Here is a 26,341-nt window from a genome sequence, read left to right as displayed (position 1 = left end):
GGCGTGGACGTGTGCGTCATCGATCACCCGTTGGCCGCGGCGCGGCTGAGCACCCTGCGCGACGAGCGCAGCGATCGAGCCACCTTCCGCTCGGCTCTGCATGAGTTGACCTGGATGCTGATCTACGAGGCCACCCGCGACGCACCCCGTGAACAGATCACGGTGCGCACACCGCTGGCAGAGACCGCCGGGGCCCGACTGGGCCGCCCGCCGCTGCTGGTGCCGGTGCTGCGTGCCGGGCTGGGCATGCTCGACGCCGCCCACGCCCTGATCCCGGAGGCGGCCGTCGGGTTCGTCGGCGTGGCGCGCAACGAGGCCACCCATGTTCCGATGCCGTATCTGGCCTCACTGCCGGCGGACCTGAGCGACCAGCCGGTCATGGTCCTGGACCCGATGCTGGCCACCGGCGGCTCACTGGTGCACGCCATCGGCCTGCTGGCCGAACGCGGCGCCACCGACGTCACCGTGGTGTGCGTGGTGGCCGCACCGGAGGGCATTGCGGCACTGGAAGATTCCGGTTTCCCGGCGCGGCTTGTCACCGCGGCCGTCGATGAGCGACTCAACGACGACGCGTTCATCGTGCCGGGGCTCGGCGACGCCGGCGACCGCCAGTTCGGACCGCGCTGAGCTACCAGTCGCGCACCGCGTCGGCCAGTGCCGCGCAGACCTTTGTGGCCTGGGCGCGGTCGTCGGCCAGGTCGGCGAAAGGGTCGAGGGGCTCCGATGGTTCCCTGGCCACTTCCAGATAGCACTTGAGCTTCGGCTCGGTGCCCGACGGCCGCACCACCGCCCGCACCGAGGTGCCGTCGCGGCTGCCGGTGAACTCCAAAGCGTCGGTGACAGGCCCGTCGCGGTGCAGCAGATCGGTTGCGGCCAAAGCGAATCCGGCCAGTTCCTTCGGCGGATCGGCACGCAACCGGGCCATCACCGCTGCCGCCTCGCTCGGGTCGGCAAGCCGGCGGGTGACCGCGTCGGTCACATGCACGCCGTGCCGGCGGGCCAGCGTCTCCAGCGCCGCAGTCAGCGTGGCACCCCGATCACGCAGGGCTGCAACCAGATCACAGGCCAGCACCGCAGTGCTGATGCCGTCCTTGTCGCGGACCGCGTCCGGATCCACGCAGTAGCCGATCGCCTCCTCGTAGGCGTAGATCAAGGTGGCCCCGGGCAGACCGGTGTCGGCCCGTGCCAGCCACTTGAACCCGGTCAACGTCTCGACATGGCGGGCGCCATAGTGCTGCGCGATACCGGCCAGCATCCGCGACGAGACCACGCTGCTTGCCACCACCGCACCCGCCGCCCGGCCCGCCGGCAGTTCGGACAGCAGATAATCGCCCAACAGCCAACCGGTTTCGTTGCCGGTGAGCATGCGCCAGCCCTCTGGCGTCTGGATGCCCAGCGCGCACCGGTCGGCATCGGGATCCAGCGCGATCGCGATGTCGGCGCCGGCCTCGGCGGCTGACTTCAGCAGCTCATCAGTGGCGCCGGGCTCCTCCGGATTGGGGAACGCCACCGTCGGGAAATCCGGATCGGGATCGAATTGGGTTGCCACGGTGCGGATATCGTTGATCCCAGCGGCACGCAACGCCGCGACCGCCGTCTCGCCGCCCACCCCGTGCAGCGGGGTCAGCGCCACCCGGACCTGCCCGCGATGACGTCGCACCGTTGCCGCCCTCGCGATATAGCCCGCCACCAGCTCCTGCCCGGTCGGGGCCACCGGTTGACGCGGGATCTCGTCGGCCGGGGGAGCGGCGGCCATCGCGGTCTCGATCTCGGTGTCGATCGGCGAGACGATCTGCAGCCCGCCGTCGAAGTACACCTTGTAGCCGTTGTCGGCCGCCGGGTTGTGCGATGCGGTGATCTGGATGCCGGCCGCGGCTCCGGTCTGCCGCACCGCGAACGCCACGACCGGCGTCGGCAACGGATCGGGCAGCAGCAGCACTGAAAAGCCCGCGGCGGCAAGCACTTGCGCGGTCGCCGCCGCAAACGACTCCGAGCCGTGGCGCGCATCGCGGCCCACCACCACCGTCGCGCTCGCGTGCCCGCGCGCGGTCAGCACCGTCGCCACCGCCCAGCTGGCGCGCAGCACCACGGCGAGGTTCATCGCATCGGGGCCGCCGCGGACCGGGCCTCGCAGGCCGGCGGTGCCGAACCGCAGCGGCGCGGCGAACCTGGCGGTCAGCTCTGCGGCGCTGCACCCGCGCAACTCCGCGGCGGTCACCGGGTCGGGGTCGTGGGCGATCCAGTCCGCTGGATTCACAGCCGGGTCACGACGTCGGCGAGCAGCGCGCCCATGCCCGCCGCCGACTCCCGGCCGGTGGCCAGCACCTCGGCGTGGCTGAGCGGCTCGCCGGTGATCCCGGCTGCCAGGTTGGTCACCAGCGACACCCCCAGCACCTGGGCGCCGGCGGCGCGGGCGGCGATCGCCTCGTGCACGGTCGACATGCCGACCAGATCGGCACCCAGCGTGCGCAGCATCCGGATCTCCGCGGGCGTCTCGTATTGCGGGCCGGGCATCCCGGCGTAGACGCCTTCGGCCAGCGTCGGGTCGACCTGCAGGGCCAGTGCCCGCAGTGCCGGGGTGTAGGCGTCGACCATGTCGACGAAGTGCGCGCCGCGCAGCGGAGAACGTCCGGTCAGGTTCAGGTGGTCGCTGATGAGCACCGGCTGACCGACCTGGTAGCTGTCCCTCAGACCGCCGGCCGCATTGGTCAGAATCACCGTGGTGGCTCCGGCCGCGACCGCCGTGCGCACCGGTCGCACCACCTCGGCCAGGCTGTGGCCCTCGTAGGCGTGGATTCGGCCGACCAGAACCAGTACCCGGTGGTCGCCGATCTCCATCGAGACCACCTCGCCGGTGTGACCGACCGCCGTCGGTGAGCTGAACCCCGGCAGGTCGGCCATCGGGATCGTCGCGTTGGCCGAGCCCAGCGCGGCGACCGCGGGCGCCCAGCCGGAACCGAGCACGATCGCCACGTCATGGCTGGGGGCGCCGGTGTGCCGGGCCACCACCGCAGCAGCCTGGATTGCCAGCGGAACCGTCACAGCCCCCGAGCTTAGCCGCGTGCAACGGTGCGATACTGCCTAAATGTCTCCAGGTCTGGCATCTGCGGCCGCCGACGCGTGGCTGGCCAACAACGCGGATGAGCTGGTGGCCTGGCGGCGGCATCTGCACCGCCACCCGGAGCTGAGCCGGCAGGAGTTCGCCACCACTCAGTTCATCGCCGAGCGGCTCGCCGGTGCCGGCCTCAACCCCAAGGTACTGCCGTCGGGAACCGGCCTGACCTGTGACTTCGGCCCCGAGGACGGGCCGCGTATCGCATTGCGGGCCGACATCGACGCGCTGCCGATGACCGAGCAGACCGGCGCGCCGTATGCCTCGCTGGTGCCGGGGGTGACCCACGCCTGCGGTCACGACGCGCATACCGCGATCCTGCTGGGCGCCGCGCTGGCGATGGCCGAAGCCGACCGCAGCGCCGGATTGCCGGTGGGGGTGCGGCTGGTGTTCCAAGCCGCCGAGGAACTGATGCCCGGCGGTGCCATCGACGCGATCGCCGCCGGTGTGTTGAACGGGGTCAGCCGGATCTTCGCGCTGCACTGCGACCCGCGCCTGGAGGTCGGCAAGGTGGCCACCATCCCGGGGCCGATCACGTCGGCGGCCGACACCATCGAGATCAGCGTCAACGGTCCCGGCGGGCACACCTCGCGGCCGCACCTGACCTCGGATCTGGTCTACGGGTTGGGAACGCTGATCACCGGGCTGCCGGGGGTGCTGTCGCGGCGCATCGATCCGCGCGACGACACCGTCATGGTGTGGGGGGCGGTCAGCGCGGGTGCGGCCGCGAACGCGATTCCGCAGGCCGGCCGGCTGGCCGGAACGGTGCGCACCGCCAGTCGTGAGACCTGGCTGGCGATGCAGGGCATCGTCGAGGAGGCGGTGGACTCATTGCTGGCGCCGCTGCACGTCGACCACACGCTGTACTACTACCGCGGGGTTCCGCCGGTGGTCAACGAGGAGCAGTCCACCCGGATGCTCACCCACGCGATCGAGGCCATCGGCCCCGACGTGCTGGCCGACACCCGGCAATCCGGCGGCGGGGAGGACTTCTCCTGGTACCTCGAAGAGGTTCCCGGCGCGATGGCCAGGCTCGGGGTGTGGTCGGGCAGTGGCTCGCAACTGGACCTGCACCAGCCGACGTTCGATCTCGATGAGCGGGCGCTGGCGGTCGGCGTTCGGGTGATGACGGGCATCGTCGATCAGGCCGTGCCGGACTAGCCTCCCCCCTTTGGCGCGAGCGTGCGGGTCTGTACAACGACACGCTGTAATTCCCGTACAGTCACGCACCTTCGGGCCCACACGAGATGGTGCACAGTCCGGCCTTGATCCACAATTCGCGCCGGCCGGGTCGCCGTGAGGCAACCCGTTCTCGCGTCCCGCGCCGACGATCTGCGGCATGGACCCCCGATTGCGTCAACTGCTCGACCGTCAGGGCGGGGTGGTGACGTCCGCGCAGGCGCTGACGTTCCTCACTCGCCGTGGCCTGGAACGCGAACTCAAACATGGTCCGCTGCAAAAGGTTTGGTACGGCATCTACGGCGACGGGGAGTTGGACGCCGAGCTGCGGCTGCGTGGGCTGGATCTGGCGACTGGCACCACGGTGGCGGTCTGTCTGGCGACCGCGGCCGCGGCATACGGCTTTGACACCGAGGAACCCGTCGATCTGCACGTGCTCAATCCACCGGGCCAACAACTACGCCACGCCGACGGGCTGGTGGTGCACCGGCGCGAGGGCGCACCACTGAGCGAAGTCGCCGGCCGCCCGGCGACCGCGCCGGCGTGGACCGCGATCGAGGTCGCCCGTTCGCTGAGTCGTCCGCGGGCGTTGGCGACGCTGGATGCCGCGCTGCGCAGCGGTACCTGCACGCAGCATGAGTTGCAGCTCGCCGCCATCCGACAGGCAGGCCGGCGCGGGATCGTGGACGTGCGCGAACTGCTGCCGCTGGCTGACGCGCTGGCGGAATCGGAGATGGAGAGTGAGTCGCGGCTGATGATGATCGACGGCGGTTTGCCGCTGCCCGTCCTGCAGCACGAAATCGTGGATCGCAATCACCGGACGTGGCGGGTGGACTTCGCCTGGGTGCAGCAGCGAGTCGCGGTCGAGTACGACGGCGTCGTCTGGCACGAGGGGCCGGACGCGTTCGTCTACGAACGTCAGCGGCGCGCCGCATTGGAGGAGCTGGGCTGGGTGGTGATCCCGATCATCGCCGACGACGTCCGGCGCCGGCCATGGGAGACCGTCCGCCGCATCGAGACGCACTTGATGCGCGCCGCGGCCTGAGCGGCCCGTGTCCGCCAAAACCCCGGATCCCCGGCCAAATCCCGCGCGCGAGGGTGCACAGCTGTACAGCCACACCGGCGTGTCGTTGTGCAGACGCGCACGCTCGCGCCAGGGGGGTGGTGCCCCGGCTCGCGCGAAAGAAAGAACTAGCTTCCCGGCCCGATATTGCGGGCTGGTCGGGTACGCAGATTGCGGACGTATTCGTCTGGCGCGCCGGCGATCTGGGCGGCTTCGGCCACCACCCCGAGGTAACGGGCCGAGGGCATGCCGCTCTCCCAGGCGTCCACCACGTACAGCCACGCCAGCACCGGCTCGGGTGCGCTGTCCACCCGGCAGCGGATCTTCTTGTGGATGCCGAAGTCCGAGCCCTCCCAGCTGTCCATGTTCTTCTCGTCTTCGGCCGTGACGTCGTAGAGAACGACGAACACGCTCGACTCCGGGTCCTCGACCACGGTGGCCAGGGCACCTTCCCAGCCGATGTCCTCGCCGGCGAACGTCAGCCGCCAGCCGTGCACCCAACCGGTGCCGATCATCGGGGAATGCGGTGCGCGCTGCAGCATCTGCTCGGGATGCATGTTCGACCCGTAGGCGGCGTAGAGCGGCACGGCAGAAAGCTTAAACGGCGAGGCGCCGATAGGTTAGTCGCTGTGACTTCTCCTTCGACGCGCATTGTGATCATTGGCGGCGGCCCGGCCGGGTACGAGGCAGCATTGGTGGCGGCGGCCCGCGGCCCGGAGGTCGCCACGGTGACCGTGGTCGACTCCGACGGCATCGGTGGCGCCTGCGTGCTGTGGGACTGCGTGCCGTCCAAGACCTTCATCGCCTCCTCGGGGGTCCGCACCGAACTGCGCCGGGCCCCCCATCTGGGCTTCGACATCCATTTCACCGACGCCGAGATCGAGCTGGAGAAGATCGAGGACCGGGTCAAGACGCTGGCAGCGGCGCAGTCCGACGACATCAAGGCCCAGCTCGTAGCGGCCGGCGTCGAGGTGATCGCGGGTCGGGCGCAGCTGACCGACAAACATCACGGCATGGCCCATCACCGCGTCGAGGTGACCGGGCCGCATCAAGATGGCACCAGCCGGGTGATCGAGGCCGACGTGGTGCTGATCGCGACCGGCGCCAGCCCGCGGGTGGTGCCGGGCGCCGAGCCGGACGGCGAGCGCATCCTGAACTGGCGCCAGCTCTATGACCTGGCCGCGCTGCCCGAGCACCTGGTGATCGTCGGCTCCGGGGTGACCGGCGCGGAATTCACCAACGCCTACACCGAACTCGGTGTGCACGTCACCGTGGTGGCCAGCCGCGACCGGGTGCTGCCGCACGAGGATCCCGACGCCGCCCGGGTCCTGGAGCGCTCCTTCGCCGAACGCGGCGTGACGCTGGTCAAGAACGCCCGGGCCGCCTCGGTGGCCCGCGACGGAGACGGGGTGCTGGTCACGATGACCGACGGGCGCACTGTGGCCGGCAGCCACGCCCTGATGACGGTCGGGTCGGTGCCCAACACCGAGGGGCTGGGCCTGGACCGGGTCGGGATCGAACTCGGGCCCGGTGGCTATCTGCAGGTGGACCGGGTGTCGCGGACCTCGGTGGCCGGCATCTACGCAGCCGGCGACTGCACCGGACTGCTGCCGCTCGCCTCGGTGGCGGCCATGCAGGGCCGGATCGCGATGTATCACGCATTGGGCGAGGCGGTACAGCCGATCCGGCTGCGTACGGTGGCCGCGGCGGTGTTCACCCGGCCTGAGATCGCCGCGGTCGGGGTGCCGCAGTCCCAGATCGACGACGGCACGGTGCCGGCCCGCACCGTGATGCTGCCGCTGCAGACCAATGCCCGGGCCAAGATGAGCCGGATGCGGCACGGCTTCCTCAAGCTGTTCTGCCGGCCGGCGACCGGAACGGTGATCGGCGGCGTGGTGGTGGCGCCGATCGCCTCGGAGCTGATCCTGCCGATCGCGCTGGCGGTGCAGAACCGGATCACCGTCGCCGACCTGGCCCAGACGCTGGCGGTGTATCCGTCGCTGTCGGGTTCGCTGACCGAGGCCGCCCGGCGGCTGATGACGCACGACGATCTGGACTGACGCGCGATCGGCGACCGGGCCACGTAGCCTGTCAGTCGTGGTCAGCCCCGAGATCGACGACAGTTGGGACGGCGCGACGCTGAGCCCACAGCAGCGAGCACAGGCCTGGCAGCGCCTGGGCGAGGAACAGTTCGACGTGGTGGTGATCGGCGCCGGGGTGGTGGGCGCCGGGTGTGCGCTGGATGCGGCGACCCGCGGCCTGAAGGTGGCGCTGGTCGAGGCCCGTGACTTCGCCGCCGGCACCTCGAGCCGAAGCTCGAAGATGTTCCACGGCGGCCTGCGCTACCTGGAGCAGTTGGAGTTCGGGCTGGTGCGCGAGGCGCTGCACGAGCGCGAGCTGTCGTTGACCACGCTGGCCCCGCATCTGGTCAAGCCGCTGCCGTTTCTCTACCCGCTGACCAACCGGTGGTGGGAGCGCCCGTACGTGGCGGCCGGCATCTTCCTCTACGACCAGTTGGGCGGCGCGAAATCGGTCCCCGCGCAACGGCATCTGACCCGCGCCGGCGCGCTGCGGCTGTGCCCGGGACTCAAACGCAGCGCACTGATCGGCGGGATCCGCTACTACGACACCGTCGTCGACGACGCCCGCCACACCCTGACCGTCGCCCGCACCGCCGCGCACTACGGGGCGGTGATCCGCACCTCCACCCAGGTGGTCGCACTGCTGCGCGAAGGCGACCGGGTGACCGGGGTGCGCGTCCGCGACTCCGAGGACGGTCACGTCACCGAGGTGCGCGGGCACGTCGTGGTCAACGCCACCGGGGTGTGGACCGATGAGATCCAGGCACTGTCCCGCCAGCGCGGCCGCTTCCACGTCCGGGCCTCCAAGGGCGTGCACATCGTGGTGCCGCGCGACCGGATCGTCTCCGAGGCGGCGATCATCCTGCGTACCGAGAAGTCGGTGCTGTTCGTCATCCCGTGGGGCACCCACTGGATCATCGGCACCACCGACACCGACTGGAACCTGGACCTGGCGCACCCGGCGGCGACCAAGGCCGACATCGACTACATCCTGACCCACGTCAACACCGCGCTGGCCAATCCGCTGTCGCACGCCGACATCGAGGGCGTCTACGCGGGTCTGCGGCCGCTGTTGGCCGGGGAGAACGACGACACCTCCAAGCTGTCCCGCGAGCATGCGGTGGCGGTGCCCACGCCCGGCCTGGTGGCCATAGCCGGCGGCAAGTACACCACCTACCGGGTGATGGGCGCCGACGCGATCGACGCCGCCGCCGAGTTCATCCCGACCCGGGTGGCGCCCTCGATCACCGAGAAGGTGCCGCTGCTGGGCGCCGACGGCTACTTCGCCATGGTCAACCAGGCCGAGCACGTCGGCGCCCGCCAGGGCCTGCACCCCTACCGGGTACGGCACCTGCTGGACCGCTACGGCTCGCTGATCCACGACGTGCTCTCGGCCGCCGACGGCCGCCCCGATCTGCTGGATCCGATCGCCGAGGCGCCGACCTATCTGAAGGTGGAGGTGGCCTACGCCGTGGTCGCCGAGGGCGCCCTGCACCTGGAGGACGTGCTGGCCCGCCGAACCCGGATCTCCATCGAATACGCCCACCGCGGGGTGAACTGCGCCCGTGAAGTCGCCGAGGTGATGGCCCCGGTGCTGGGCTGGGACGACGCCGCCGTCGAGGCCGAAGTGGCCAACTACGCCGCCCGGGTGGAGGCCGAGATCCTGTCGCAGGAACAGCCCGACGACGCCTCGGCGGACGCGCTGCGGGTGAGCGCCCCGGAGGCTCGGGCCGAGATCCTGGAACCGATTCCGCTGAACTGAACCGATTTCCTGATCCGCCGGTATGTTACTGGCATTTTCGGATACTTTTTAGCCTGATATCAGGATTTCCATGAGATTGACACATGTTTTGAATCACGTTAGCTTTTGCGCAGTCGGCTGGATCACATGGGGGATCCGGGTATGCGGAAGGTGTGGTTCATGTCGGGTCGAATCGGAGTGCCACGCCCACGCGCGTTGGCCATCAAGGGCGGCACCTTCGCCGCGGCCACCGTTCTGGCCGGCGCCGGCGTTCTCGGTGTCGCCGCCGTCGGGCCGGAGGTTGCCGGCGCGCAGTCCGTCCAGGCGCAGGTTGCCCTCGCGGCTTACCCCACGTTCGCCGAGAGCCTGCAGACCCTGCTGGACAACTGGAACGTCGGCAGCCTCGACGAACTGCTGGGCAAGTTCGGGATGAGTCTCGACTCGTCGATCGCGAGCCTGCTGGCCGACCTCAACACGAGCGGACTCACCCTGGAGGGTATTGCGAACACGCTCGGGTTCTCCCTGAGCGAGCCGCTCTACAGCTCCACCGTCACGTCGCTGCTGGGCAGCGGGAGCATCTTCCTGGTCAACGGCGTGCCGATCGGCAACACCGACCTCGGTGACGTGCTGGATTACCTGATGGGTGCCCCCGGATCCGGTGATCATTCACTGAGCCAGCTGGCCAGCGCGCTGGGCATGGGCTCGCTGCTGAGCCAGTACTCGAGCATGATCAACGCGCTCGGGCTGGACAACATGAACTACGACTACTGCACCCTGCACTGCGGCGACCTGGGCAATATACTGAGCCACCCCGACCTGAACGTCAACAGCTCGTTGACCGACTGGTTGAGCGGGATTCTGAAGGTTCCCACCGTCGATGTCGAACAGGCCGCATATGCGGGAACGATATTTGCGTCGTACTCGGTTCTGAATGGCAGCGCCTACACCCTCGGCGAGTACCTGCACACCGTGCCCGTCAGCAGCACGGACAGCACGCCGATGGACCAAGCACTGGTGGGGAACCTGCTCGGTCTGACACCCGGCCAGACGTGGGATTCGTATCTGAGCAACCTCCCGATCGGCGGGTCGATATTCGACCCCTCTGGTGTCACGCTGGGCTCGCTGACGCTGGGCGGCGTCCTGGATGACCTCCTGCCCGCTGGCAGCGCGCCGATCGACACCATGTCGGTCACCGACTTCCTGGGGGCTCTGGGCCTGTTCAACTGGTAGCGCGGGTACGTTCTCTCATCACCCCCGGTTCGCATCACGCGGGCCGGGGGTGCGTTTTGCGTCCATGCTCAGGCGGGATATCAGAAGTTTGCTGTGCGGCGCTCGCTCTCGCGCTGTGCGCATTTCGCTCACGCCCGGAATTATCCAGTATTCGAATCGCGTGGAATTCGTACCATTTGACGGCCATTGCGCAATATTTACAGCCTATGCATATTGCGCGGGCGCCGGAAGGTTTCGGTAGGAATGAAAAACATAGAATATGCTGAGTATCTCGCTACTCGAGCAAGAGTACTCGCAGGGTGCACGAACGTCCCCGTGATTGCGGAAATCTCCCGGCCAACGAGGTCACCTGGCAAGTTCCTGCCAATACGCGTTGCTGTTGATCGGAAAACGATCAATGAATGTGTTGACATAAGACTGAGCAGATATTAAGTTAGCTCACGTTGCACGTATCACATCACCAATTCTCAATCCCTGAAGGGGGCCAGGTACATGTCCACTCTTTCCACTGTTGCCGCGCCGATGGGGCCGCGTGGCTTCGTGGCCAAAGCCGGCACGCTCGCTGCCGGCACCGCCTTAGCTGGCGCAGCTCTGCTCGGCGGCACGACCGTAGCGCCGGTGATTAGCTCCGGGCTTGCGGCGTCGGTTCAGCAGGACTTCGCGCTGACCGCCAGCCCGACCTTCTCGGAGAGCCTGCAGAGCCTGCTGGGACTCATCAAGTTCGGCGACGTGGGCCAGGTGCTGAACTTCGTCGCCCCGGGCATCGGCTCAGATTCGACTGTCGCTCAGTTGCTGGCTGCTCTGAACTCGGATCACTACTCACTGGACAAGGTCACGGGCGGCCTGCTCTCCATGCCCTTCGACAAGTTGCTGGAAGGGATCACGATCGGCAACTCGAACCTCGGTGACGTGCCGATCGACACCTTGGTCACCAGCATGCTGGGCGGTGCCGGCGCCAGCGCCACCCTCGGTACTGTGATGGACGCCATGGGCCTCCACGACTACGCCGGTTTCCTCAACCTGCCGTTCCTCAACTTGAACCCGGACACCACCACGGTGGCCGACCTGCTCAACATGGCGCTCGGGATCACCTCGACGACTTCCATCAACGACCTGCTGGAAGCCAACGGCATGGATTCGGCAACCATCGGGGGCCTTCTGGACATCAGCCCCGCCCAGCTCGGCGCGGACTGGAACCTGTACGTGGACAGCCTGAACCTCGGTGGCAGTCTGCTCGGCGGCGCCGGCGAGAACCTGGGTTCCCAGGACCTCGGCGACCTGCTCGGCAACATGCTGGGTATCGGTTCGCTGACCGATGACACCACGCTGACCAGCATCCTGACCGACCTGGGCGTCTTCAGCATGCTCGGCTTGAGCTAGTCCGCATCACCGAATAGACCACATCGGCCACAACCCCCGACGGTTGTGGCCGATGTGTCTTTTTGGCCAGCTGGTCATACTGGTGGACATGGCCACAGCGGCGGGCCGGTGACCCGCACCCGGCGCTCCGCGCCCCTCCCGGTGCGTGAGGGCCTGGGCCCGGCCCGGCTGCGGCTGCACGGCGGGCCGGTGGCTGCCGAACTGCAAGCCCGATTCGGCGCGGCCGCCGCGGCGAAGGTGGCCTGCGGGGAAGTGGTGACCGCCGACGGCATCGTCGTCGACGAGGCCACGGTCTTGCCGGCCGGCGCCCACATCTTCTGGTACCGCGACCTGCCCGATGAGGTCCCCGTGCCCTTCGACATCCCGCTTCTGTTCCGCGACGACGACCTGGTGGTGGTCGACAAGCCGCACTTTCTGGCGACCATGCCCCGCGGCCGGCACGTCGCGCAGACGGCGCTGGTGCGGCTGCGCCGCGAGCTGGAGCTTCCCGAGCTGAGCCCGGCGCACCGGCTGGACCGGCTCACCGCCGGAGTGCTGCTGTTCACCACCCGCCGTGAGCTGCGCGGGCCGTATCAGACGCTGTTCGCCCGCGGCGCGGTGCGCAAGCAATACCTGGCGCGGTCGTCGGCGCAGCCGACGGGGGAGTTTCCTCGACTGCTGCGCAGCCGGATCGTCAAACCGCGTGGCAGCCTGCAGGCCGTGGAGGTGCCCGGCGAGCCCAACGCCGAGACCCTGGTCGAAGCACTGGGCCCACCCAATGGTGGCCACTACCGGCTGACCCCGCGCACCGGGCGCACCCATCAGCTGCGGGTCCACCTGGCCTCACTGGGACTGCCGATCGACGGCGACCCGCTGTATCCCGAGATCACCGAAGTGGCCCCCGATGATTTCTCCACTCCGCTGCAGCTACTGGCGCAGCGGCTGGAGTTCACCGACCCGCTCACCGGGCGGCCGCGATGTTTCGCCAGCGGGCGCACGTTTGCGTTGTGAGCGTGCCGGGTACAGGAAGGCACGGCAGAAACAGAGCAGAGGGGAGTCTGATCCTGATGAACGCACACGGCAGGATGACGATCGCGGTGCTCGGCAGTGCGGCCGCACTGGTGGCGGCGGGCTGTAGCGGTACCAAGGAAGAAGCCCCGACCAGCACCACCACGACGACCACGACCACGACCACCACCGAGACCACTCCGCTGGAGCCGGCACCCGGCGGTCCCGTCCCCGAAAACCCCGGCGAGGAAAACCCGGGCGAGCCCGGTGGCCCCACCGGTGGCGGCGGGCCCGGTGGCGGCGGCGGTTCGATTCCCGGTGGCCCGACCGGTGGCGGTGGCCCCGGTGGTGGCGGTGGTTCGATCCCTGGTGGTCCCAGCGGCTCGGGTGGACCCGGCGGTGGTGAGGCCTGCGTGCCCGGGGTGGGTTGCGCCAGTTGGCCGTGATTGGCCGGCGCTCACCGCTGACAGGACGCGCACCAGAAGCTGATCCGCTCACCGCTGCGATTAGCTGACACCGGGGTGCCGCAGCGCCGGCAGGGCAGCCCGGCCCGGCCGTACACCCACAGTTGCCGGCCCCGCCTGGTGTCCCCGGTGGTGCAGCGGTTCCAGCGCAGCCGATTCGCCCACAACATCTCGCGCGCCAGCGATGTCAACCGGACCGGATCAGCCAAATCGCCGACCGGCGTCGTCGGCAATCGCCCTACGAGGAAGCACAGTTCGTTGCAGTAGACGTTGCCGATACCCGCCAGGACGGACTGATCCAGCAGCGCCGCCGCCAGGGTGCGCTGCGGATCGGCGACCAGATTGGCGGCGGCTGCGCCCGGATTCCATTCGGAACCGAGCAGATCCGGGCCCAGATCCGCGACGGGTTCGCCGTCGCGCGCGCGGTCCAGCACCTCCAGCGTGCCCAGATCGATGCCCACGGCACGGACGTCGCCGGCCTCCAGGATGATGCGTACCCGATGATCTATCGGGTGCTTCCCGATCCGCCAACTGCCGTCCATCTTCAGATGCGAATGGATGCTCGTCGGGCCCACCCGGATGAACAGGTGCTTGCCACGACTGAGCACCTGGTTCACCCGCAGGCCGGTCAGGTCTACGTCCGCGTAGCGGGGGACGCGGATGTCGCAGCGGGTCAGGGTCTTTCCCGCCAATGCGGTGCCGAGCACCGCGGCGGTGTGAAAGACGGTGTCGCCCTCGGGCATCAGCGCAACCGCAGTCCGCGTGGCGTGCGGGAGAATCCGGCGTCCGACAGTGCCGCCACCGTCGGTGAGTCGCGCAGCTCCAGTACCGCGACGCCGTCCACTCGCTCGATGAGCAGACCGTCCACCCGGCGCTCGGCGATCAGCCCGGCCAGCGCACCGGCGGCGGCAAGCTGGGTCTCCGCGGAATCATCCGCGAAGTTCAACAGAGTTCGCCCGCCGCGCTCGACGAACCACACCAGCCGGCCGTCGACGAGCACCACCAGTGCGCCCGCCTTGCGGCCGGGCCGCGCCGAGCCGGGGTGCGCCGGCCAATTCAGCGCGGCGCCATAGGGATTGGCCGGGTCAGCGGCGGCCAGCGCCACCGCGTGAAAGTCGGGCCGGGCCGGATCGATGCCGTCGAGGTAGGCGCGCAGCCGGTCCACCGTCGAGGCGAGGGCGAACTGGGCGGCGCCCAGCGACTCGATGAAGTAGCCGCGCTGGCATCGCCCGGCCTCCTCGAACGCTGTCAGCACCTTGTACATGCTCGCGAACCCGCCCGGGACGCCCTCGGCCGCCACCGCTCCGCGCGTCAGCACCCCGTGGCGATGCAGCAGTAGTTCGGCCTGATGATGCAGCCACAGCGTCGAGGTTCCGGTGTCCGGTTGCGGCGCGGGAATTTTCGACCACCGTCCGGCTACGGTGGCGTCGGTGGCCCGGGAGGTGGGGTGCGCGACGCTGTATCGGCTCAGTCGGGGTGGGCGCCGGGTGCGGTGTGCCGGGGTGGCACGCCGGGTGCCGGCCAGCACCGCCCGCACCGGTGCGAAGGTGTCACCGGTGACCCAACCGGACCAGATCAGTTCCCAGAGCGCGGTTTTCAGCGCTTTCGAGTCGCCGTCACCATCGTCTCCGAGCTGACGGAAGAAGTACGCACCCCCACCGGACAGCTTGTCCAGGATCGCCCGATGCGTATCGGTGAACTCCAGCGGCGCGCCGGAGGCCAGCGTCAGCGGTGCCGAATCGGCGGTGTGGAAGGCGATCCATCCGTCTACCGCGGGCGTGTCACCGGCCGGGGCGCCTGCACCCGACCACAGCACGTCCCCGCCTGCCAGCAGCTCGTCGAGCATGGCCGGGGAGTAGTCGCGCACCCGCCGGCCCAGGATCAGCGGCTCGATGGCCGACGCCGGCAGGGCTACCCCCGCCAACTGTTCGATCACCCCGGCCAGGCCGTCCAGGCCGGAGACGGAATCGGTGCCGATCTGATGCCAGGCCGGCAGGAAACGCCCATAGGCCGCTGTCGACACCGGCTCGATCGCCGAACGCAGCGCCGCCAGCGACCGGCGTCGCAGAATCCGCAGCACCTCGGCGTCACACCACTGCTCGCCCGGGGAGTCAGGGAAGTCGGCGAACTCGCCGCGCACCACCCGCCCGTCGGCGGCCAGGCGCCCCAGCGCGTCGGCCGCCACCCGCAACCCCAGCCCGAACCGGTCCGCGGCCTGCCCGGTGGTGAACGGCCCGTGGGTGCGGGCGAAGCGGCCCAGCAACTCGCCCAGCGGGTCGGCGACCGGATCGGTGAAACCGGCCGGCACGCCGGGCGGCACCGCGACCCCGATACCGTCGCGCAGCCGGCCGATGTCCTCGATCGCCACCCACCAGCGCTGCCCGGCGAACGACACCGTCAGTACCCGCCGGGCCGCCAGCAGGTGTTCCAGCCACCCTGCGACATCCGCCCCGCCGGCCCTGGCCGCCACCTCGTCGACGGTCAGCGGGCCCAGAAGCCGCAACAGGTCCGCCACGCCCTCGGCATCGCGGGCGGCCTTCTCCGGCGTCAGGTGCTGCAGTTGTGCGGCGACGGCGTCGACCACGGAGGCGTCGAGCAACTCGCGCAACTCGACCCGGCCCAGCAGCTGCGCCAGCAGGGTCGGGTCCAACGACAGCGCCGCGGCGCGCCGCTCGGCCAGCGGGCTGTCGCCCTCGTACATGAACGCGCCGACGTAGCCGAACAGCAACGACGCCGCGAACGGCGAAGGGCTGGCGGTCTCGACCTGCACCACCCGCACCCGGCGCTGCGCGATCCGCTCGGCCAGGTCGATCAGCGCCGGAACGTCGTAGACGTCCTGCAGGCACTCCCGCACGGTCTCCAACACGATCGGAAACGTCGGGTATCTGCGTGCCACGTCCAGCAGTTGGGCGGCCCGCTGGCGTTGCTGCCACAGCGGCGTGCGACGGCCCGGGTTCCGGCGCGGCAGCAGCAATGCCCGGGCCGCGCATTCCCGGAAGCGGCCGGCGAACAGGGCCGAGCCGCCGACCTCGGCGGTGACGATCGCCTCGATCTCGTCCGCGTCGAAGACGAACAGTTCCGCTCCGGGCGCCGCGCCGTCGTATTCGATGTCGGTGTCGGGCAGGCGAACCACGATGCCGTCATCAGACGCCGTCGGCTTCTCGTCGATGCCGTAGCGCTCCCGCAGTCGCCGGCCCACCGCCAGCGCCAGCGGTCCGTGCACCCGCAGCCCGTACGGCGAGTGCAGCACCACCCGCCAGTCGCCGAGCTCGTCGCGGAACCGCTCCACCACCAGTGTGGTGTCCGACGGTATCGCGCCGGTGGCCGACCGCTGGTCGGTCAGCAGCCGCCAGAGGTTGTCGACCGCGTAGTCGTCGAAACCCAGTTGCGCGCAACGGGCATCGAAGGATTCCCGATTCATGCCGGCCAGCTCGGCGGTGAATGCACCGACGGCAGCGCCCAGCTCGGCCGGCCTGCCGATTCCGTCGCCGTGCCAGAACGGCAACCGGCCGGCCTGGCCGGGGGCCGGGACTACCAGCACCCGGTCATGGGTGATCTCGGTGATCCGCCAACTGGTGGCGCCCAGCGAGATCACGTCGCCGGGCCGCGATTCGTAGACCATCTCCTCGTCGAGTTCACCGACCCGGGAAGGCTTTTCGGCACCCGCTAGATACACGGCGAACAGTCCCCGGTCCGGAATCGCACCGCCGGAGGTAACGGCCAGCCGCTGCGCGCCGGGCCGCGCCGTCAGGGTGCCGGTGTCACGGTCGTAGACCAGCCGGGGCCGCAGTTCGGCGAATTCGGTGGACGGGTACTTGCCGGACAGCAGGTCCAGGGTCGCCTCGAACACGTTGCGCGACAAGGTCGCGAACGGTGCGCTGCGTCGCACGGTGTCGAACCAGGCCTCGGCGTCCAACGGTTCCAGCGCTGCCGCGGCAACCGTGTGCTGGGCGAGGATGTCGAGGGGATTGGCCGGTACCGACAGGGTCTCGATCTGCCCGCCCAGCATCCGCTGCACCGCGACGCCGCATCCGATCAGATCCCTGCGGTGCTTGGGAATCAGTACCCCGCGGGAGGTCTCGCCGACTTGGTGTCCGGCTCGGCCGATGCGCTGCAGGCCGGCGGCCACCGACGGCGGCGCCTCGATCTGGATCACCTGGTCGACCGCGCCCATGTCGATGCCCAATTCCAGGCTCGAGGTGGCGACCACCGCCCGCAGGCGCCCGCTCTTGAGCTCCTCCTCGACTTCGGCTCGGGTCTGGATGGACACCGAACCGTGGTGCGCGCGTGCCAGTACCAGATCGTCACCGCTGCGCTGGGCGTGAATCTCGTTGAGCCGCCCGGTCAATCGCTCGGCCAGCCGCCGGGAGTTGGCGAACACGATGGAGGATCGGTGCGCTTCGATCAGATCGACGATGCGCTCCTCGACCTCCGGCCACACGGTTCCCTCGGCCGGGGCGGCCATATCGGGAACCGGAACCTGCACTGTGAGAGCGAATGTCTTGGCCGCCGCGGGTGCCACGATCGTGGTCGGTGACTGGCCGGACAGAAATCGGGCGACCTCCTCGGGTGGCCGCACGGTGGCGCTGAGCCCGATCCGCTGGGCCGGGGTGTCCAGCATCGCGTCGAGCCGTTCCAGCGACAACGCCAGGTGGCTGCCGCGTTTGGTTCCGGCCACCGCGTGGACCTCATCGACTATCACCGTCTGCACCCCGGCCAGGGCGTTGCGCGCTGCAGACGTCAGCATCAGAAACAATGACTCCGGGGTGGTGATCAGGATGTCCGGTGGCTTGCTCACCAACTCGCGGCGTCGGGCGGGGGAGGTGTCCCCGGAGCGCACCCCGACCGTGATGTTCGGCACGAGCTCACCGCGATGCGCCGCTATCCGGCCGATTCCGGCCAGCGGGGTGCGCAGGTTGCGTTCGACGTCAACCGCCAGCGCCTTGAGCGGCGAGACATACAGCACCCGGGTGGCACGTTTCCCCGGGGCCGGCGTGGCGGCCAGCCGGTCGATCGCCCACAGGAACGCCGCCAGGGTCTTGCCCGATCCGGTGGGTGCGACGACCAGCGTGTTGTGCCCGTCGGCGATCGCCGACCAGGCCTGTGCCTGGGCCGGCGTGGGCGCGGTGAACGTTCCGGTGAACCAATCCCGGGTCAGCGCCGAGAACCGCGCCAGCGGGTTTGGTGTTTCTCGGCTCACCTGGCCATGGTGCCAGCGATAGACCCGGCCCGCCGGGCGGACCGGGCCCATCTTCAATCTGGCTAAGGGTGGCTACTGGTGGGACTGCTCGCGCTTCTCTGCGGCTTTGGCCGCTGCCCGAGCCGCTTCGGCCTCGGCTTCGCGTTTAGCGGCGTCACGCTGCGCTTCGCCCTTGTCCTGCTGCGCTCGGCCCTCCCGAGCCATTTCGTCGTTACCCGTCACGGTTCCGACTGCTTCCTTGGCCATGCCTTTGACACCTTCCACGGCGCCCCGGATCCCTTCTTCGGGTCCGCTCCTCTTGTCGTCCGACATAAATCCCTCCCTGGATTTGTGGGTGTGGCGGGCCCGCGCGGTTTGCAGGCCCGCCACACTTCAAGGCTTCCCCGGGGGGCGGTCGGCCCAAACCTGGGCGGTGGAAGACAGGCTTCTACTGCGAGATGCCTGTGAGATATCTGGAAATCGAACCAAAATCGAAACACATCGGACTACGATAGATTTTGGGCGTGCGCAGGTTCGGCTTAGCAAGGACGACCTGGGAACGCCTTCCGGATGGGCCGGACGACTCAGGAGAGGAACTGCACATGGGTGACACATTTCGCGACCCGGTTGACCACGTCCGGACGACCCGGCCGCATGCCGGCCGTGCCGTCATCGACGTGATGGGCTGGCCCGGCTACGCCCTACTGGTGGTGGGCATGGTCACCGGAATCGGCTGCCTCACCGCATTCGGCACCGGACACGACCGCCAGGGTGTGGAGGTGGCCATCGTCGCAGTGGTCGCCGCCGCTCTGGGCGCATTGTGGCTGGTCATCGAACACCGTCGGATCGGCAGGGTGAACCATGAGTGGCACCGGGCCCACCCCGAGGCGCATTGGCAGCACTCGACGAGCTAGCCCCAGGTGCAGAAGCGGCCCGGTTGGTTTTCCAGCCGGGCCGCTTCTGCGTCTGGTCTCGAAAATTGTCGGAATTGATGATTCAATGCGCTGGTAACTGGGTATAGGGACACCCATGACTGGTCTTCGGGCAGCCGCAGATTCGCTGGCGCCCAACCGTGGTCTCGGTCCGAATTCGCCGGGAGGCTCAATGACCGACATGCCGGGAGGCTCAATGGCCGACATTAAGAGCCAGCGGATCCGGGGGCCACATAGCGAGCGGGCCGTGGAACTGCGGGTGACCCCACGGCTGGAGAGTCTGGCGGTGGTGCGCATGCTGGTTGGTGCGATCGCCACCTTCGAGGATCTCGACGTCGACAAGGTGGCCGATCTACGGCTGGCGATCGATGAGTTGTGCACCCTGCTGATCCGTCGCGCGGCACCGGACGCGACGTTGACCGTGGTTATCGATCCGCATGACGACGACGTGACGATACAGGCCTCGGCCGCCTGCGACGGCACCGATGTGCTGACCCCGGGCAGCTTCAGCTGGCATGTGCTGACGTCGCTGGTGGACGACGTGCGGGCGTTCCAAGATGGCCATGAAAACGGTAGCGCGGTTGCGGTATTCGGGGTGACCCTGACGACTCGACGGGCAGAAGCCGGGCGGTGATCCGGCGCGCCGCCTCCGGCGGCTCCCAGTCCGGCTCGGAGTACTCCGATGTCGGTGACCTGTTTCGCGAACTCGCGCAATACGACTCCGGCTCAGCCGATTACCGCAACCGCAAGGACAAGATCGTCGAGCGGTGCCTGCCGCTGGCCGACCACATCGCACGCCGCTTCGAGGGCCGTGGTGAGTTGCGTGACGACCTCGTTCAGGTCGCTCGGGTCGGGCTGGTCAACGCCGTCACCCGATTCGATGTCGAGACCGGCTCGGATTTCGTCTCATTCGCGGTGCCGACCATCATGGGCGAGGTCCGGCGGCATTTCCGGGACAACAGCTGGTCGGTCAAAGTGCCCCGCCGGCTCAAGGAGCTGCATCTGCGGCTCGGCGCGACGACCGCCGAACTCTCGCAGCGCCTGGGGCGCGCGCCGACCGCCTCCGAACTGGCCCGGGAACTGGAGATGAGCCGCGAGGAGGTGGTCGAGGGCCTGGTGGCGGGCAGCTCCTACAACACGCTGTCGATCGACAGCGGCGGCAAATCCGACGAGGAGGACGTCCGCTCGATTGCCGACACCCTGGGTGACATCGATGCCGGCCTGGTCCGGATCGATGATCGAGAAACGTTGCGGCCCTTACTCAATGCGCTTCCGGATCGGGAACGCACCGTGCTGGTGTTGCGGTTCTTCGAATCGATGACCCAGACGCAGATCGCTGAGCGGGTCGGCATCTCTCAGATGCACGTATCGCGTCTGCTGGCCAAATCGCTGGCCCGGCTGCGCGATCAGTTGCAATAGCGGTGCACTTGAGTCACCCAACGCTTCAGTCCGTTCGGTGATTCAAGCCGTGACGTTCTTGGAGATCAGGTGCGCCGCCTCGGCCAGGGCCATCACGAAGCTGCACAGCACGAACGCCCCTTCGGCCTCGCCGAGGTCGCGCCCATTGGGGCGATACCGATAGACGAAGCCGTCGTGGGTCACGGCCTTGGCGCGCTCCGGCGGCGACATCGTCGCGGCCGCCACCATCCCGCCGCCGGAGCTGGTCAGGCCGCGCAGCACCGCAGCCCCGCCGAGCAGTGAACTGAACACCGCCGGACTGTCCCAGCGGGGCAGGCGCATCCAGCAGAAGTCGCCGTGCGGCCCCACCACGACGCCGCGCTCGCCGTCGGCGATCAGCGCATACTGGCGCAGCACCTGCGGGGGGCTCGTCGTCCATGCCGCAGTGCATACCCACGCCGGCGCGCGGGTAGTCACCACGGCATGAGCCTGCCCCGCGGCGCGCCGGTACCGGTGTCCTCGATCGAGGTCGCCGCCTACACGATTCCCACCGAGGCCCCCGAGTCCGACGGCACCCTGGTCTGGGACTCCACCACGCTGGTGCTGGTCACCGTCGGCGCCGGCGGGCAGACCGGCGTCGGCTACACCTACGCCGGCACCGCAGCGGTCACCGTGGTCCGCGACAAGCTGGCCGGGATCATCGCCGGCGGCGACGCCCTGGCGCCGCCGGCCCGCTGGGCCGACATGGTGCGTGCGGTGCGCAACCTGGGCCGGCCCGGCATGGTCGCCGAGGCGATCGCTGCGGTCGACATCGCGCTGTGGGATCTGCGGGCCCGGTTGCTCGACGTATCACTGGTCGTCGCGCTGGGCGCGATGCACGACGCCACCCCGATCTACGGCAGCGGCGGATTCACCTCCTACGACGACGACACCTTGCGCCGCCAACTCGCCGGATGGGTGCAGCAGGACATCGGCCGGGTCAAGATCAAGGTCGGGCGTGACCCGGTCGCCGACGGAACCCGGGTGTACGCGGCGCGCTCGGCGATCGGCCCCGACACCGAGTTGTTCGTCGACGCCAACGGCGCATACCACCGCAAGCTGGCACTGGACTGGGCGCAGCGCTTCGCCGAACACAACGTGCGGTGGTTCGAGGAGCCGGTCAGCTCCGATGATCTCGAAGGCCTGCACCTGCTGCGCGAGCACGCGCCGGCGGGCATGGACATCGCCGCCGGCGAGTACGGCTACGACCTGCCGTATTTCCAGCGGCTGCTCGGCGCGGGTGCCGTCGACTGCCCGCAGGCCGACGTCACCCGGTGCCTGGGCATCACCGGAGTGCTCAAGGTGGGCGCCCTGTGCGACGCCCGCAGCATGGACCTGTCACTGCACTGCGCGCCACAGATCAGCGCACACGTGGGTGCGGCGCTGTGGCACCTGCGCCATCTGGAGTACTTCCACGACCATGTGCGCATCGAGCAGATGGCGTTCGACGGTGTGCTGCGCCCCGAACCGGGCGGTGTGCTGCGTCCGGACCGCGGTGCGGCTGGCCACGGTCTGAGCGTCAAAGTGGCTGACCTGGAACAGTTTCGGGTGGCCTGAGCCGGTCTGCGGCGAAATCGGCGGCCTGAGCGGTCATACCGTTGCCGGCGTAGGCCGCATGCGCCGCACCGTCCGTGCCCGCCGAGCAGATCGGGTCGCCGGGCGCGCACAGTTCGATCGTCTTGGCCGCGTAGTCGGGTCCGATCACCACCGGCGGCGCCCCGAGGGAGTCCAGGAACGCCGGTGACGGCTTGCCCAGCAGCGCGATGGCGGCGACATGGACGGCCGTCTCGGGTGGCAGCGGGGGCGGGAAGCCGCCCGCGGCTGCCGCCGGTTCGGTGACGTAGCCGATCAGGGCCGCGCCGCGGGAGTAGCCGCCCAGGACCAGTCGGGTGTCCGGGCAGCCCGCCGCCGTGTCGGTGATGTGCCCGGCGGCATCGACGACACCGGCGACCGTGGGTGCGAACTCGGGAACCGCCGGAAAGTCGACCGGGTACACGCCCACCGAGCGGCCCATGACACGCCACCGCAGGGCGTCGACGAACTGCTGGCCGATCCATCCGACGCCGGGCGCCTCGGTGGTGCCGCGGGCGAACACCACCTCGATGTCGGGGCAGCCGGGCTCCGCCGCCCCGCCGGGGCAGACCAACAGCGTCGAACCGCACAGGCCGACCGCGGTGAGTATCCGGGCTAACACAGCGCTTCTTCCGATACCCATTGCCGACACACGGCAAACGGTGGTTTTAGCCCGCGTGAAAACGGCAAGCCTACGTCGATGCCGTCACTGACGGAATTCGAAGTCGAATGGGAGAATCCAATGATCACAATGTCTTTGACCAGGCTGGGCGTCGCCGCCGCCGGCGGCGTGGCGCTGGCGCTGACAACCGGGGGAGTCGCGTCCGCGGATCCGGGGCAGAACCCGGCGGTCAACACCACCTGCAGCTACTCACAGGTCGTCGCCGCAATGAACGCTCAATCACCGCAGACCGCAGCGCAATTCAACGCCACGCCCACGGCGCAGTCCTTCCTGCAGAGCTTCCTCGCATCGGCGCCGCCGCAGCGTGAGCAGATGCTGCAGCAGGCCCAGGGGTCGCCCGAGGGGGCGCAGTTCGTCAATCTCGTCGGCCCCATCGCCAACACCTGCGACAACTACTGAGCGATGGCAGGATCGGCCGAGACCGGCAGCGCCCTCACGGATGCGGCCAAGCGGGAAGCCGACGCATACCGCGGCGACAACCCGCGGCCGCTGGGGGGATACCTGATGGTATTGCTGGTCTACGGCGGGCTGGTCGCGGCGGTTACCGTGGCCGCCGCGACCACCGGCCGCCGACTCATTCCGGCGAGCTAACCCCCGGTGACGGCCGGCTACACCGGCCCGTTTGTGCCGCTCGGCCATCGGGTAGGCAGCAGGGGTAAGCCGGCATGAAAGGGGAGACTGATGTCCGGATCGCTGGGCGGCCGACAGGTCGCGTTTCTGGTGGCGCCCGACGGCGTTGAGCAGGTCGAGCTGACCGAACCGTGGCGGGCGGTCGCCAAGGCCGGCGGCTGGCCGGCGCTGGTGTCGACGACCCGCGGGCCCGTGTCCGCGTTCAACCATCTGGATCGCGGCGACCAGTTCGACGTGGATCGGGCGATCGACGACGTCAGCGCCGACGACTTCGACGCGCTGGTGCTGCCGGGCGGGGTGGCCAACCCCGACCAGTTGCGCACCGACGAGCGCGCGGTGGCGTTCGTCCGGGCGTTCTTCGACGCCGGCAAACCGGTCGCCGTGATCTGTCACGGGCCGTGGACATTGGTGGAGGCCGGAGTCGTCGCGGGACGGCGGCTCACGTCCTGGCCGAGCCTGCGCACCGATATCGTCAACGCAGGCGGTGAGTGGGTCGACGAGCCGGTGGTGCGCTGCGACTGCAAGCCCTCGATCCTGTTGTCGAGCCGCAAACCCGATGACCTGCCACAGTTCTGCGACGCGCTGGTCCGGGAGTTTGCTAGGCGGGAGGCGACGCTGTGATCGGAGAACCGATGCCCGTGCCGGTCCAAGAGCGCAACCACCGCGCCCGACTGTGGGTCAACTGGGTGACGGCACTGTTGACCGCCGCCGGGGCGGCGCTGGTGATGGCGTCCGCGACGGGCGCGGTGATGAGCACCGCGGCCTGCAGCACCGCCGAGTGCCCCGACCTGGGACCCAGCGGGGTGGTGTTCGCCATCCTGTACTACGGCGCGCCCGTCATCGCCGCGCTGACCATCCTGGCGTCGTTCTGGACGGCCGGGCGCCGACGGGGATTCGTTGTCCCGGTGGCAGGTTGGGTGCTGTTGGGCATCGACCTACTGGCGCTGGTCATCGCCTTCCGTCGCTGACCTATGGATCACCGCCGAGCGCCCGTGCTGGAAGCCTTGGCCGGTTACCACCGGAAAGACCGCTACGGCTTCAGCCCTCCGGGGCACCGCCAGGGTCGCGGCGCCGACGAGTCGGTACGTGCAGTAGTGGGATCCGACCTGTTCCGCGCGGACGTGCTCGCTCGCGGCGGACTGGACGACTGGCGGGCGGGCTCCGGGATTCTCACCGACGCCGAGCAGTTGATGGCCGATGCGGTGGGAGCCGAGACGGCGTTCTTCTCCACCTGCGGCAGTTCGCTTTCGGTGCGTGCGGCCATGATGGCGGTGGCCGGCGGCTCCGGCGGCGGGCTGCTGCTGCCGCGCGACAGCCACAAATCCATTGTTGGCGGGTTGATCTTCTCCGGTATCCGGCCGCGCTGGATCGCCCCGCGCTGGGACGCCGAACGGCATTTCTGTCACCCGCCGTCACCGGAACGGGTCGCCGGTGCGTGGGAGGAGCATCCCGATGCCGCCGGTGCGCTGGTCGTCAGTCCCTCGCCGTATGGGACCTGCGCGGACCTGCACGCCATCGCCGAGATCTGCCATCAGCGCGGCAAGCCGCTGATCGTCGACGAGGCCTGGGGTGCACACCTGCCCTTCCATCAGGACCTGCCCACCTGGGCGATGGACGCTGGCGCCGACGTCTGCGTCGTCAGCGTGCACAAGATGGGAGCCGGATTCGAGCAGGGCTCGGTGTATCACGTGCAGGGCGACCTGGTCGACCGCAACCGGTTGACCGCGTGCGCGGACCTGTTGATGACCACCAGCCCCAGCGTCCCGATCTATGCCGCGCTCGACGGCTGGCGCCGCCAGATGGTGGCTCACGGCCACGAACTGCTCAGTGCCGCACTGGAGCTGGCGCACGACGTACGGCAGCGCATCGACACGTTGCCCGGCGTCGAGGTGCTCGAGGACGTGCTGTTGGGAGCCGAGGCCTCCCACGACCTGGACCGGCTGCAGGTTCTGGTGGACGTCTCGGGGACCGGCACCTCGGGCTATCAGGCCAGGGACTGGCTGCGCGAGCATACCCAGCTGCTCAGCGACATGGGCGGGCGGCCAACCAGCGGCGACACGTTCCACGATCAGACGTCGAGCGAAAACGTTGGTGCGGGCGTTAGCGTGAGACACGAGGACCTCCTACGGAATGAATGCCTAGACACATCCACTCCGTCAGGAGGTCCTCCCCATTTCAAGCTGCCACGCCGTCAACAACCTCTCAGGTCACTACAGCTAGAGCCTGTTCTCCGGTCCGATCACCGCCCACACCGTCTTGCCGTGCGGGGTGGGCGCACTGCCCCAGGCGCGGCACAGCACATCGACCACCGCCAGACCCGACGCCCGGTCGGTGCTGCCGTCGGCGGCTTCGCGACGTACCGCAGGGGCTTCCTCAGCGTCTTGGACCGCGATGGTGACCGTCGAACGTGCGTTTTCCAGCAACACCACCGGTGGGCTCTGGGTATGGCGTAACACGTTGCTGACCAACACGTCGGCGACCACCTTCGCGGCCGGGATCAGCTGACCCTGCGACCAGTCCGACAACCGCTTCCCGACGAAGTCGCGGGCGCGCCGCAAGCTGGTGAGGTGGCGGGGTAGTTCGATGCGGGCTCGGCGGCGGTGTAATTCGTCGTGTGCGAGCGATCGCAACGCCGCCTCGATATCGGAGTGCGCCGGCACGTGACGGGTCAC

Annotated in this window: 23 protein-coding genes and 4 pseudogenes; 18 read left to right on the top strand and 9 right to left on the bottom strand. The window is 69.1% G+C overall.

The genetic code is table 11. The features are described 5' to 3' along the window. Window positions 1-3 precede the first annotated feature (3 nt). A complete protein-coding gene (gene upp, locus K6T84_RS16405) occupies window positions 4-627 on the top strand; it encodes a uracil phosphoribosyltransferase (RefSeq protein WP_224862131.1) in 624 nt (207 codons plus the stop codon). A gap of 1 nt (window position 628) precedes the next feature. Here upp and K6T84_RS16400 read toward each other — a convergent pair whose 3' ends face one another. Together K6T84_RS16400 and K6T84_RS16395 are read right to left on the bottom strand one after the other, a co-directional pair. Continuing rightward, the gene (locus K6T84_RS16400; RefSeq protein WP_225401916.1) at window positions 629-2,257 is read right to left on the bottom strand and encodes a phospho-sugar mutase; all 1,629 of its coding nucleotides are present in this window, start codon (window positions 2,255-2,257) and stop codon (window positions 629-631) included. Next, window positions 2,254-3,042, bottom strand: a complete 789-nt coding sequence (locus tag K6T84_RS16395) for a purine-nucleoside phosphorylase (RefSeq protein WP_225401915.1) — start codon at window positions 3,040-3,042, stop codon at window positions 2,254-2,256. The genes K6T84_RS16400 and K6T84_RS16395 overlap by 4 nt, the downstream gene beginning before the upstream one ends. A 43-nt stretch (window positions 3,043-3,085) precedes the next feature. On the opposite strand from K6T84_RS16395, the gene K6T84_RS16390 reads away from it, so the two are divergent. Both K6T84_RS16390 and K6T84_RS16385 read left to right on the top strand, forming a co-directional pair. After that, on the top strand, window positions 3,086-4,273 hold the full coding sequence (locus tag K6T84_RS16390) for an amidohydrolase (RefSeq protein WP_225401914.1): 1,188 nt from the start codon (window positions 3,086-3,088) through the stop codon (window positions 4,271-4,273). A 178-nt stretch (window positions 4,274-4,451) separates the two neighbouring features. Further along, on the top strand, window positions 4,452-5,336 hold the full coding sequence (locus tag K6T84_RS16385; protein ID WP_225401913.1) for an endonuclease domain-containing protein: 885 nt from the start codon (window positions 4,452-4,454) through the stop codon (window positions 5,334-5,336). A gap of 146 nt (window positions 5,337-5,482) precedes the next feature. Here the strand turns inward: K6T84_RS16385 and K6T84_RS16380 are convergent, their stop codons facing one another. Continuing rightward, window positions 5,483-5,941, bottom strand: a complete 459-nt coding sequence (locus K6T84_RS16380) for a gamma-glutamylcyclotransferase family protein (RefSeq protein WP_225396913.1) — start codon at window positions 5,939-5,941, stop codon at window positions 5,483-5,485. 42 nt (window positions 5,942-5,983) lie between these two features. Here K6T84_RS16380 and K6T84_RS16375 point away from each other — a divergent pair, with 42 nt between their 5' ends. The 6 genes from K6T84_RS16375 to K6T84_RS16350 all read left to right on the top strand — a co-directional run bounded on the left by K6T84_RS16375 (window position 5,984) and on the right by K6T84_RS16350 (window position 13,219). After that, window positions 5,984-7,414, top strand: a complete 1,431-nt coding sequence (locus K6T84_RS16375) for an NAD(P)H-quinone dehydrogenase (RefSeq protein ID WP_225401912.1) — start codon at window positions 5,984-5,986, stop codon at window positions 7,412-7,414. 37 nt (window positions 7,415-7,451) lie between these two features. Continuing rightward, entirely contained in the window at window positions 7,452-9,197 is a 1,746-nt protein-coding gene (locus tag K6T84_RS16370; RefSeq protein WP_225401911.1) for a glycerol-3-phosphate dehydrogenase/oxidase, read from the top strand. A 159-nt stretch (window positions 9,198-9,356) separates the two neighbouring features. Next, on the top strand, window positions 9,357-10,406 hold the full coding sequence (locus tag K6T84_RS16365) for a hypothetical protein (RefSeq protein WP_225401910.1): 1,050 nt from the start codon (window positions 9,357-9,359) through the stop codon (window positions 10,404-10,406). 492 nt (window positions 10,407-10,898) lie between these two features. Further along, window positions 10,899-11,786, top strand: a complete 888-nt coding sequence (locus K6T84_RS16360) for a hypothetical protein (protein WP_225401909.1) — start codon at window positions 10,899-10,901, stop codon at window positions 11,784-11,786. 141 nt (window positions 11,787-11,927) lie between these two features. Continuing rightward, complete coding sequence (locus K6T84_RS16355) at window positions 11,928-12,776, top strand: pseudouridine synthase (protein WP_225402008.1); 849 nt, start codon at window positions 11,928-11,930, stop codon at window positions 12,774-12,776. A gap of 56 nt (window positions 12,777-12,832) precedes the next feature. Then, window positions 12,833-13,219 (top strand): hypothetical protein, encoded by a 387-nt coding sequence (locus K6T84_RS16350; RefSeq protein WP_329786707.1) that lies wholly within the window; start codon window positions 12,833-12,835, stop codon window positions 13,217-13,219. Between the two features lie 11 nt (window positions 13,220-13,230). Here the strand turns inward: K6T84_RS16350 and nei2 are convergent, their stop codons facing one another. From nei2 to mbp1, 3 genes are all read right to left on the bottom strand, one after another. Further along, window positions 13,231-13,980, bottom strand: a complete 750-nt coding sequence (gene nei2 / locus K6T84_RS16345; protein ID WP_225401908.1) for an endonuclease VIII Nei2 — start codon at window positions 13,978-13,980, stop codon at window positions 13,231-13,233. Further along, window positions 13,980-18,437 (bottom strand): DEAD/DEAH box helicase, encoded by a 4,458-nt coding sequence (locus K6T84_RS16340; protein WP_225401907.1) that lies wholly within the window; start codon window positions 18,435-18,437, stop codon window positions 13,980-13,982. The genes nei2 and K6T84_RS16340 overlap by 1 nt, the downstream gene beginning before the upstream one ends. A gap of 72 nt (window positions 18,438-18,509) precedes the next feature. Next, window positions 18,510-18,749 (bottom strand): microaggregate-binding protein 1, encoded by a 240-nt coding sequence (gene mbp1 / locus K6T84_RS16335; RefSeq protein ID WP_224862102.1) that lies wholly within the window; start codon window positions 18,747-18,749, stop codon window positions 18,510-18,512. Window positions 18,750-19,018: 269 nt separating this feature from the next. Here mbp1 and usfY point away from each other — a divergent pair, with 269 nt between their 5' ends. The 3 genes from usfY (at window position 19,019) to K6T84_RS16320 (ending at window position 20,767) form a co-directional block, all read left to right on the top strand. Continuing rightward, window positions 19,019-19,330, top strand: coding sequence for a protein UsfY (usfY, locus tag K6T84_RS16330; RefSeq protein ID WP_224862100.1), 312 nt, complete (start codon window positions 19,019-19,021; stop codon window positions 19,328-19,330). Window positions 19,331-19,544: 214 nt separating this feature from the next. Then, window positions 19,545-19,982, top strand: coding sequence for an ATP-binding protein (locus K6T84_RS16325; protein ID WP_225401906.1), 438 nt, complete (start codon window positions 19,545-19,547; stop codon window positions 19,980-19,982). After that, window positions 19,979-20,767: an RNA polymerase sigma factor SigF gene (locus tag K6T84_RS16320; protein ID WP_225401905.1), complete on the top strand. Its 789-nt coding sequence runs from the start codon at window positions 19,979-19,981 to the stop codon at window positions 20,765-20,767. The genes K6T84_RS16325 and K6T84_RS16320 overlap by 4 nt, the downstream gene beginning before the upstream one ends. A gap of 153 nt (window positions 20,768-20,920) precedes the next feature. On the opposite strand, the pseudogene K6T84_RS23900 reads toward K6T84_RS16320, so the two are convergent. Further along, window positions 20,921-21,223: pseudogene (locus K6T84_RS23900) on the bottom strand (trehalase-like domain-containing protein); the annotation flags it as partial. Window positions 21,224-21,229: 6 nt separating this feature from the next. Here K6T84_RS23900 and K6T84_RS16310 point away from each other — a divergent pair. Beyond that, window positions 21,230-22,342 (top strand): enolase C-terminal domain-like protein, encoded by a 1,113-nt coding sequence (locus tag K6T84_RS16310; protein ID WP_225401904.1) that lies wholly within the window; start codon window positions 21,230-21,232, stop codon window positions 22,340-22,342. Here K6T84_RS16310 and K6T84_RS16305 read toward each other — a convergent pair. Further along, window positions 22,305-23,000: a cutinase family protein gene (locus K6T84_RS16305; protein WP_408066127.1), complete on the bottom strand. Its 696-nt coding sequence runs from the start codon at window positions 22,998-23,000 to the stop codon at window positions 22,305-22,307. The genes K6T84_RS16310 and K6T84_RS16305 overlap by 38 nt on opposite strands. A gap of 102 nt (window positions 23,001-23,102) precedes the next feature. Here K6T84_RS16305 and K6T84_RS16300 point away from each other — a divergent pair, with 102 nt between their 5' ends. From K6T84_RS16300 to K6T84_RS16280, 5 genes and pseudogenes are all read left to right on the top strand, one after another. Further along, complete coding sequence (locus K6T84_RS16300; protein WP_224865924.1) at window positions 23,103-23,438, top strand: hemophore-related protein; 336 nt, start codon at window positions 23,103-23,105, stop codon at window positions 23,436-23,438. Window positions 23,439-23,441: 3 nt separating this feature from the next. Further along, window positions 23,442-23,615, top strand: a pseudogene (locus tag K6T84_RS16295) (DUF1360 domain-containing protein); the annotation flags it as partial. A 105-nt stretch (window positions 23,616-23,720) separates the two neighbouring features. Next, on the top strand, window positions 23,721-24,290 hold the full coding sequence (locus tag K6T84_RS16290; protein WP_224862090.1) for a type 1 glutamine amidotransferase domain-containing protein: 570 nt from the start codon (window positions 23,721-23,723) through the stop codon (window positions 24,288-24,290). An 11-nt stretch (window positions 24,291-24,301) separates the two neighbouring features. After that, the gene (locus K6T84_RS16285) at window positions 24,302-24,637 is read left to right on the top strand and encodes a hypothetical protein (RefSeq protein ID WP_224862088.1); all 336 of its coding nucleotides are present in this window, start codon (window positions 24,302-24,304) and stop codon (window positions 24,635-24,637) included. 3 nt (window positions 24,638-24,640) lie between these two features. Further along, window positions 24,641-25,705 (top strand): annotated as a pseudogene (locus K6T84_RS16280) (aminotransferase class I/II-fold pyridoxal phosphate-dependent enzyme); the annotation flags it as partial. On the opposite strand, the pseudogene K6T84_RS23945 reads toward K6T84_RS16280, so the two are convergent. Further along, window positions 25,679-25,783, bottom strand: a pseudogene (locus K6T84_RS23945) (IS481 family transposase); the annotation flags it as partial. The pseudogenes K6T84_RS16280 and K6T84_RS23945 sit on opposite strands and share 27 nt — an antisense overlap. Window positions 25,784-26,341: the final 558 nt, after the last annotated feature.

Origin of the sequence: Mycobacterium zoologicum (assembly GCF_020181635.2) — a bacterium.
Classification (GTDB): Bacteria; Actinomycetota; Actinomycetes; order Mycobacteriales; family Mycobacteriaceae; genus Mycobacterium; species Mycobacterium zoologicum.
This window is presented reverse-complemented; position numbering and strand designations above follow the sequence as displayed.

Bases quoted from the DNA above. Each gene is read 5' to 3' on its own strand.
- K6T84_RS16365 (WP_225401910.1), top strand. From the start codon at position 9,357: ATGTCGGGTCGAATCGGAGTGCCACGCCCACGCGCGTTGGCCATCAAG.
- K6T84_RS16325 (WP_225401906.1), top strand. From the start codon at position 19,545: ATGGCCGACATTAAGAGCCAGCGGATCCGGGGGCCACATAGCGAGCGG.
- nei2 (WP_225401908.1), bottom strand. From the start codon at position 13,980: ATGCCCGAGGGCGACACCGTCTTTCACACCGCCGCGGTGCTCGGCACC.
- K6T84_RS16360 (WP_225401909.1), top strand. From the start codon at position 10,899: ATGTCCACTCTTTCCACTGTTGCCGCGCCGATGGGGCCGCGTGGCTTC.
- K6T84_RS16385 (WP_225401913.1), top strand. From the start codon at position 4,452: ATGGACCCCCGATTGCGTCAACTGCTCGACCGTCAGGGCGGGGTGGTG.
- K6T84_RS16290 (WP_224862090.1), top strand. From the start codon at position 23,721: ATGTCCGGATCGCTGGGCGGCCGACAGGTCGCGTTTCTGGTGGCGCCC.
- mbp1 (WP_224862102.1), bottom strand. From the start codon at position 18,749: ATGTCGGACGACAAGAGGAGCGGACCCGAAGAAGGGATCCGGGGCGCC.
- K6T84_RS16285 (WP_224862088.1), top strand. From the start codon at position 24,302: ATGCCCGTGCCGGTCCAAGAGCGCAACCACCGCGCCCGACTGTGGGTC.
- K6T84_RS16350 (WP_329786707.1), top strand. From the start codon at position 12,833: ATGAACGCACACGGCAGGATGACGATCGCGGTGCTCGGCAGTGCGGCC.
- usfY (WP_224862100.1), top strand. From the start codon at position 19,019: ATGGGTGACACATTTCGCGACCCGGTTGACCACGTCCGGACGACCCGG.
- K6T84_RS16305 (WP_408066127.1), bottom strand. From the start codon at position 23,000: ATGGGTATCGGAAGAAGCGCTGTGTTAGCCCGGATACTCACCGCGGTC.
- K6T84_RS16310 (WP_225401904.1), top strand. From the start codon at position 21,230: ATGAGCCTGCCCCGCGGCGCGCCGGTACCGGTGTCCTCGATCGAGGTC.
- K6T84_RS16390 (WP_225401914.1), top strand. From the start codon at position 3,086: ATGTCTCCAGGTCTGGCATCTGCGGCCGCCGACGCGTGGCTGGCCAAC.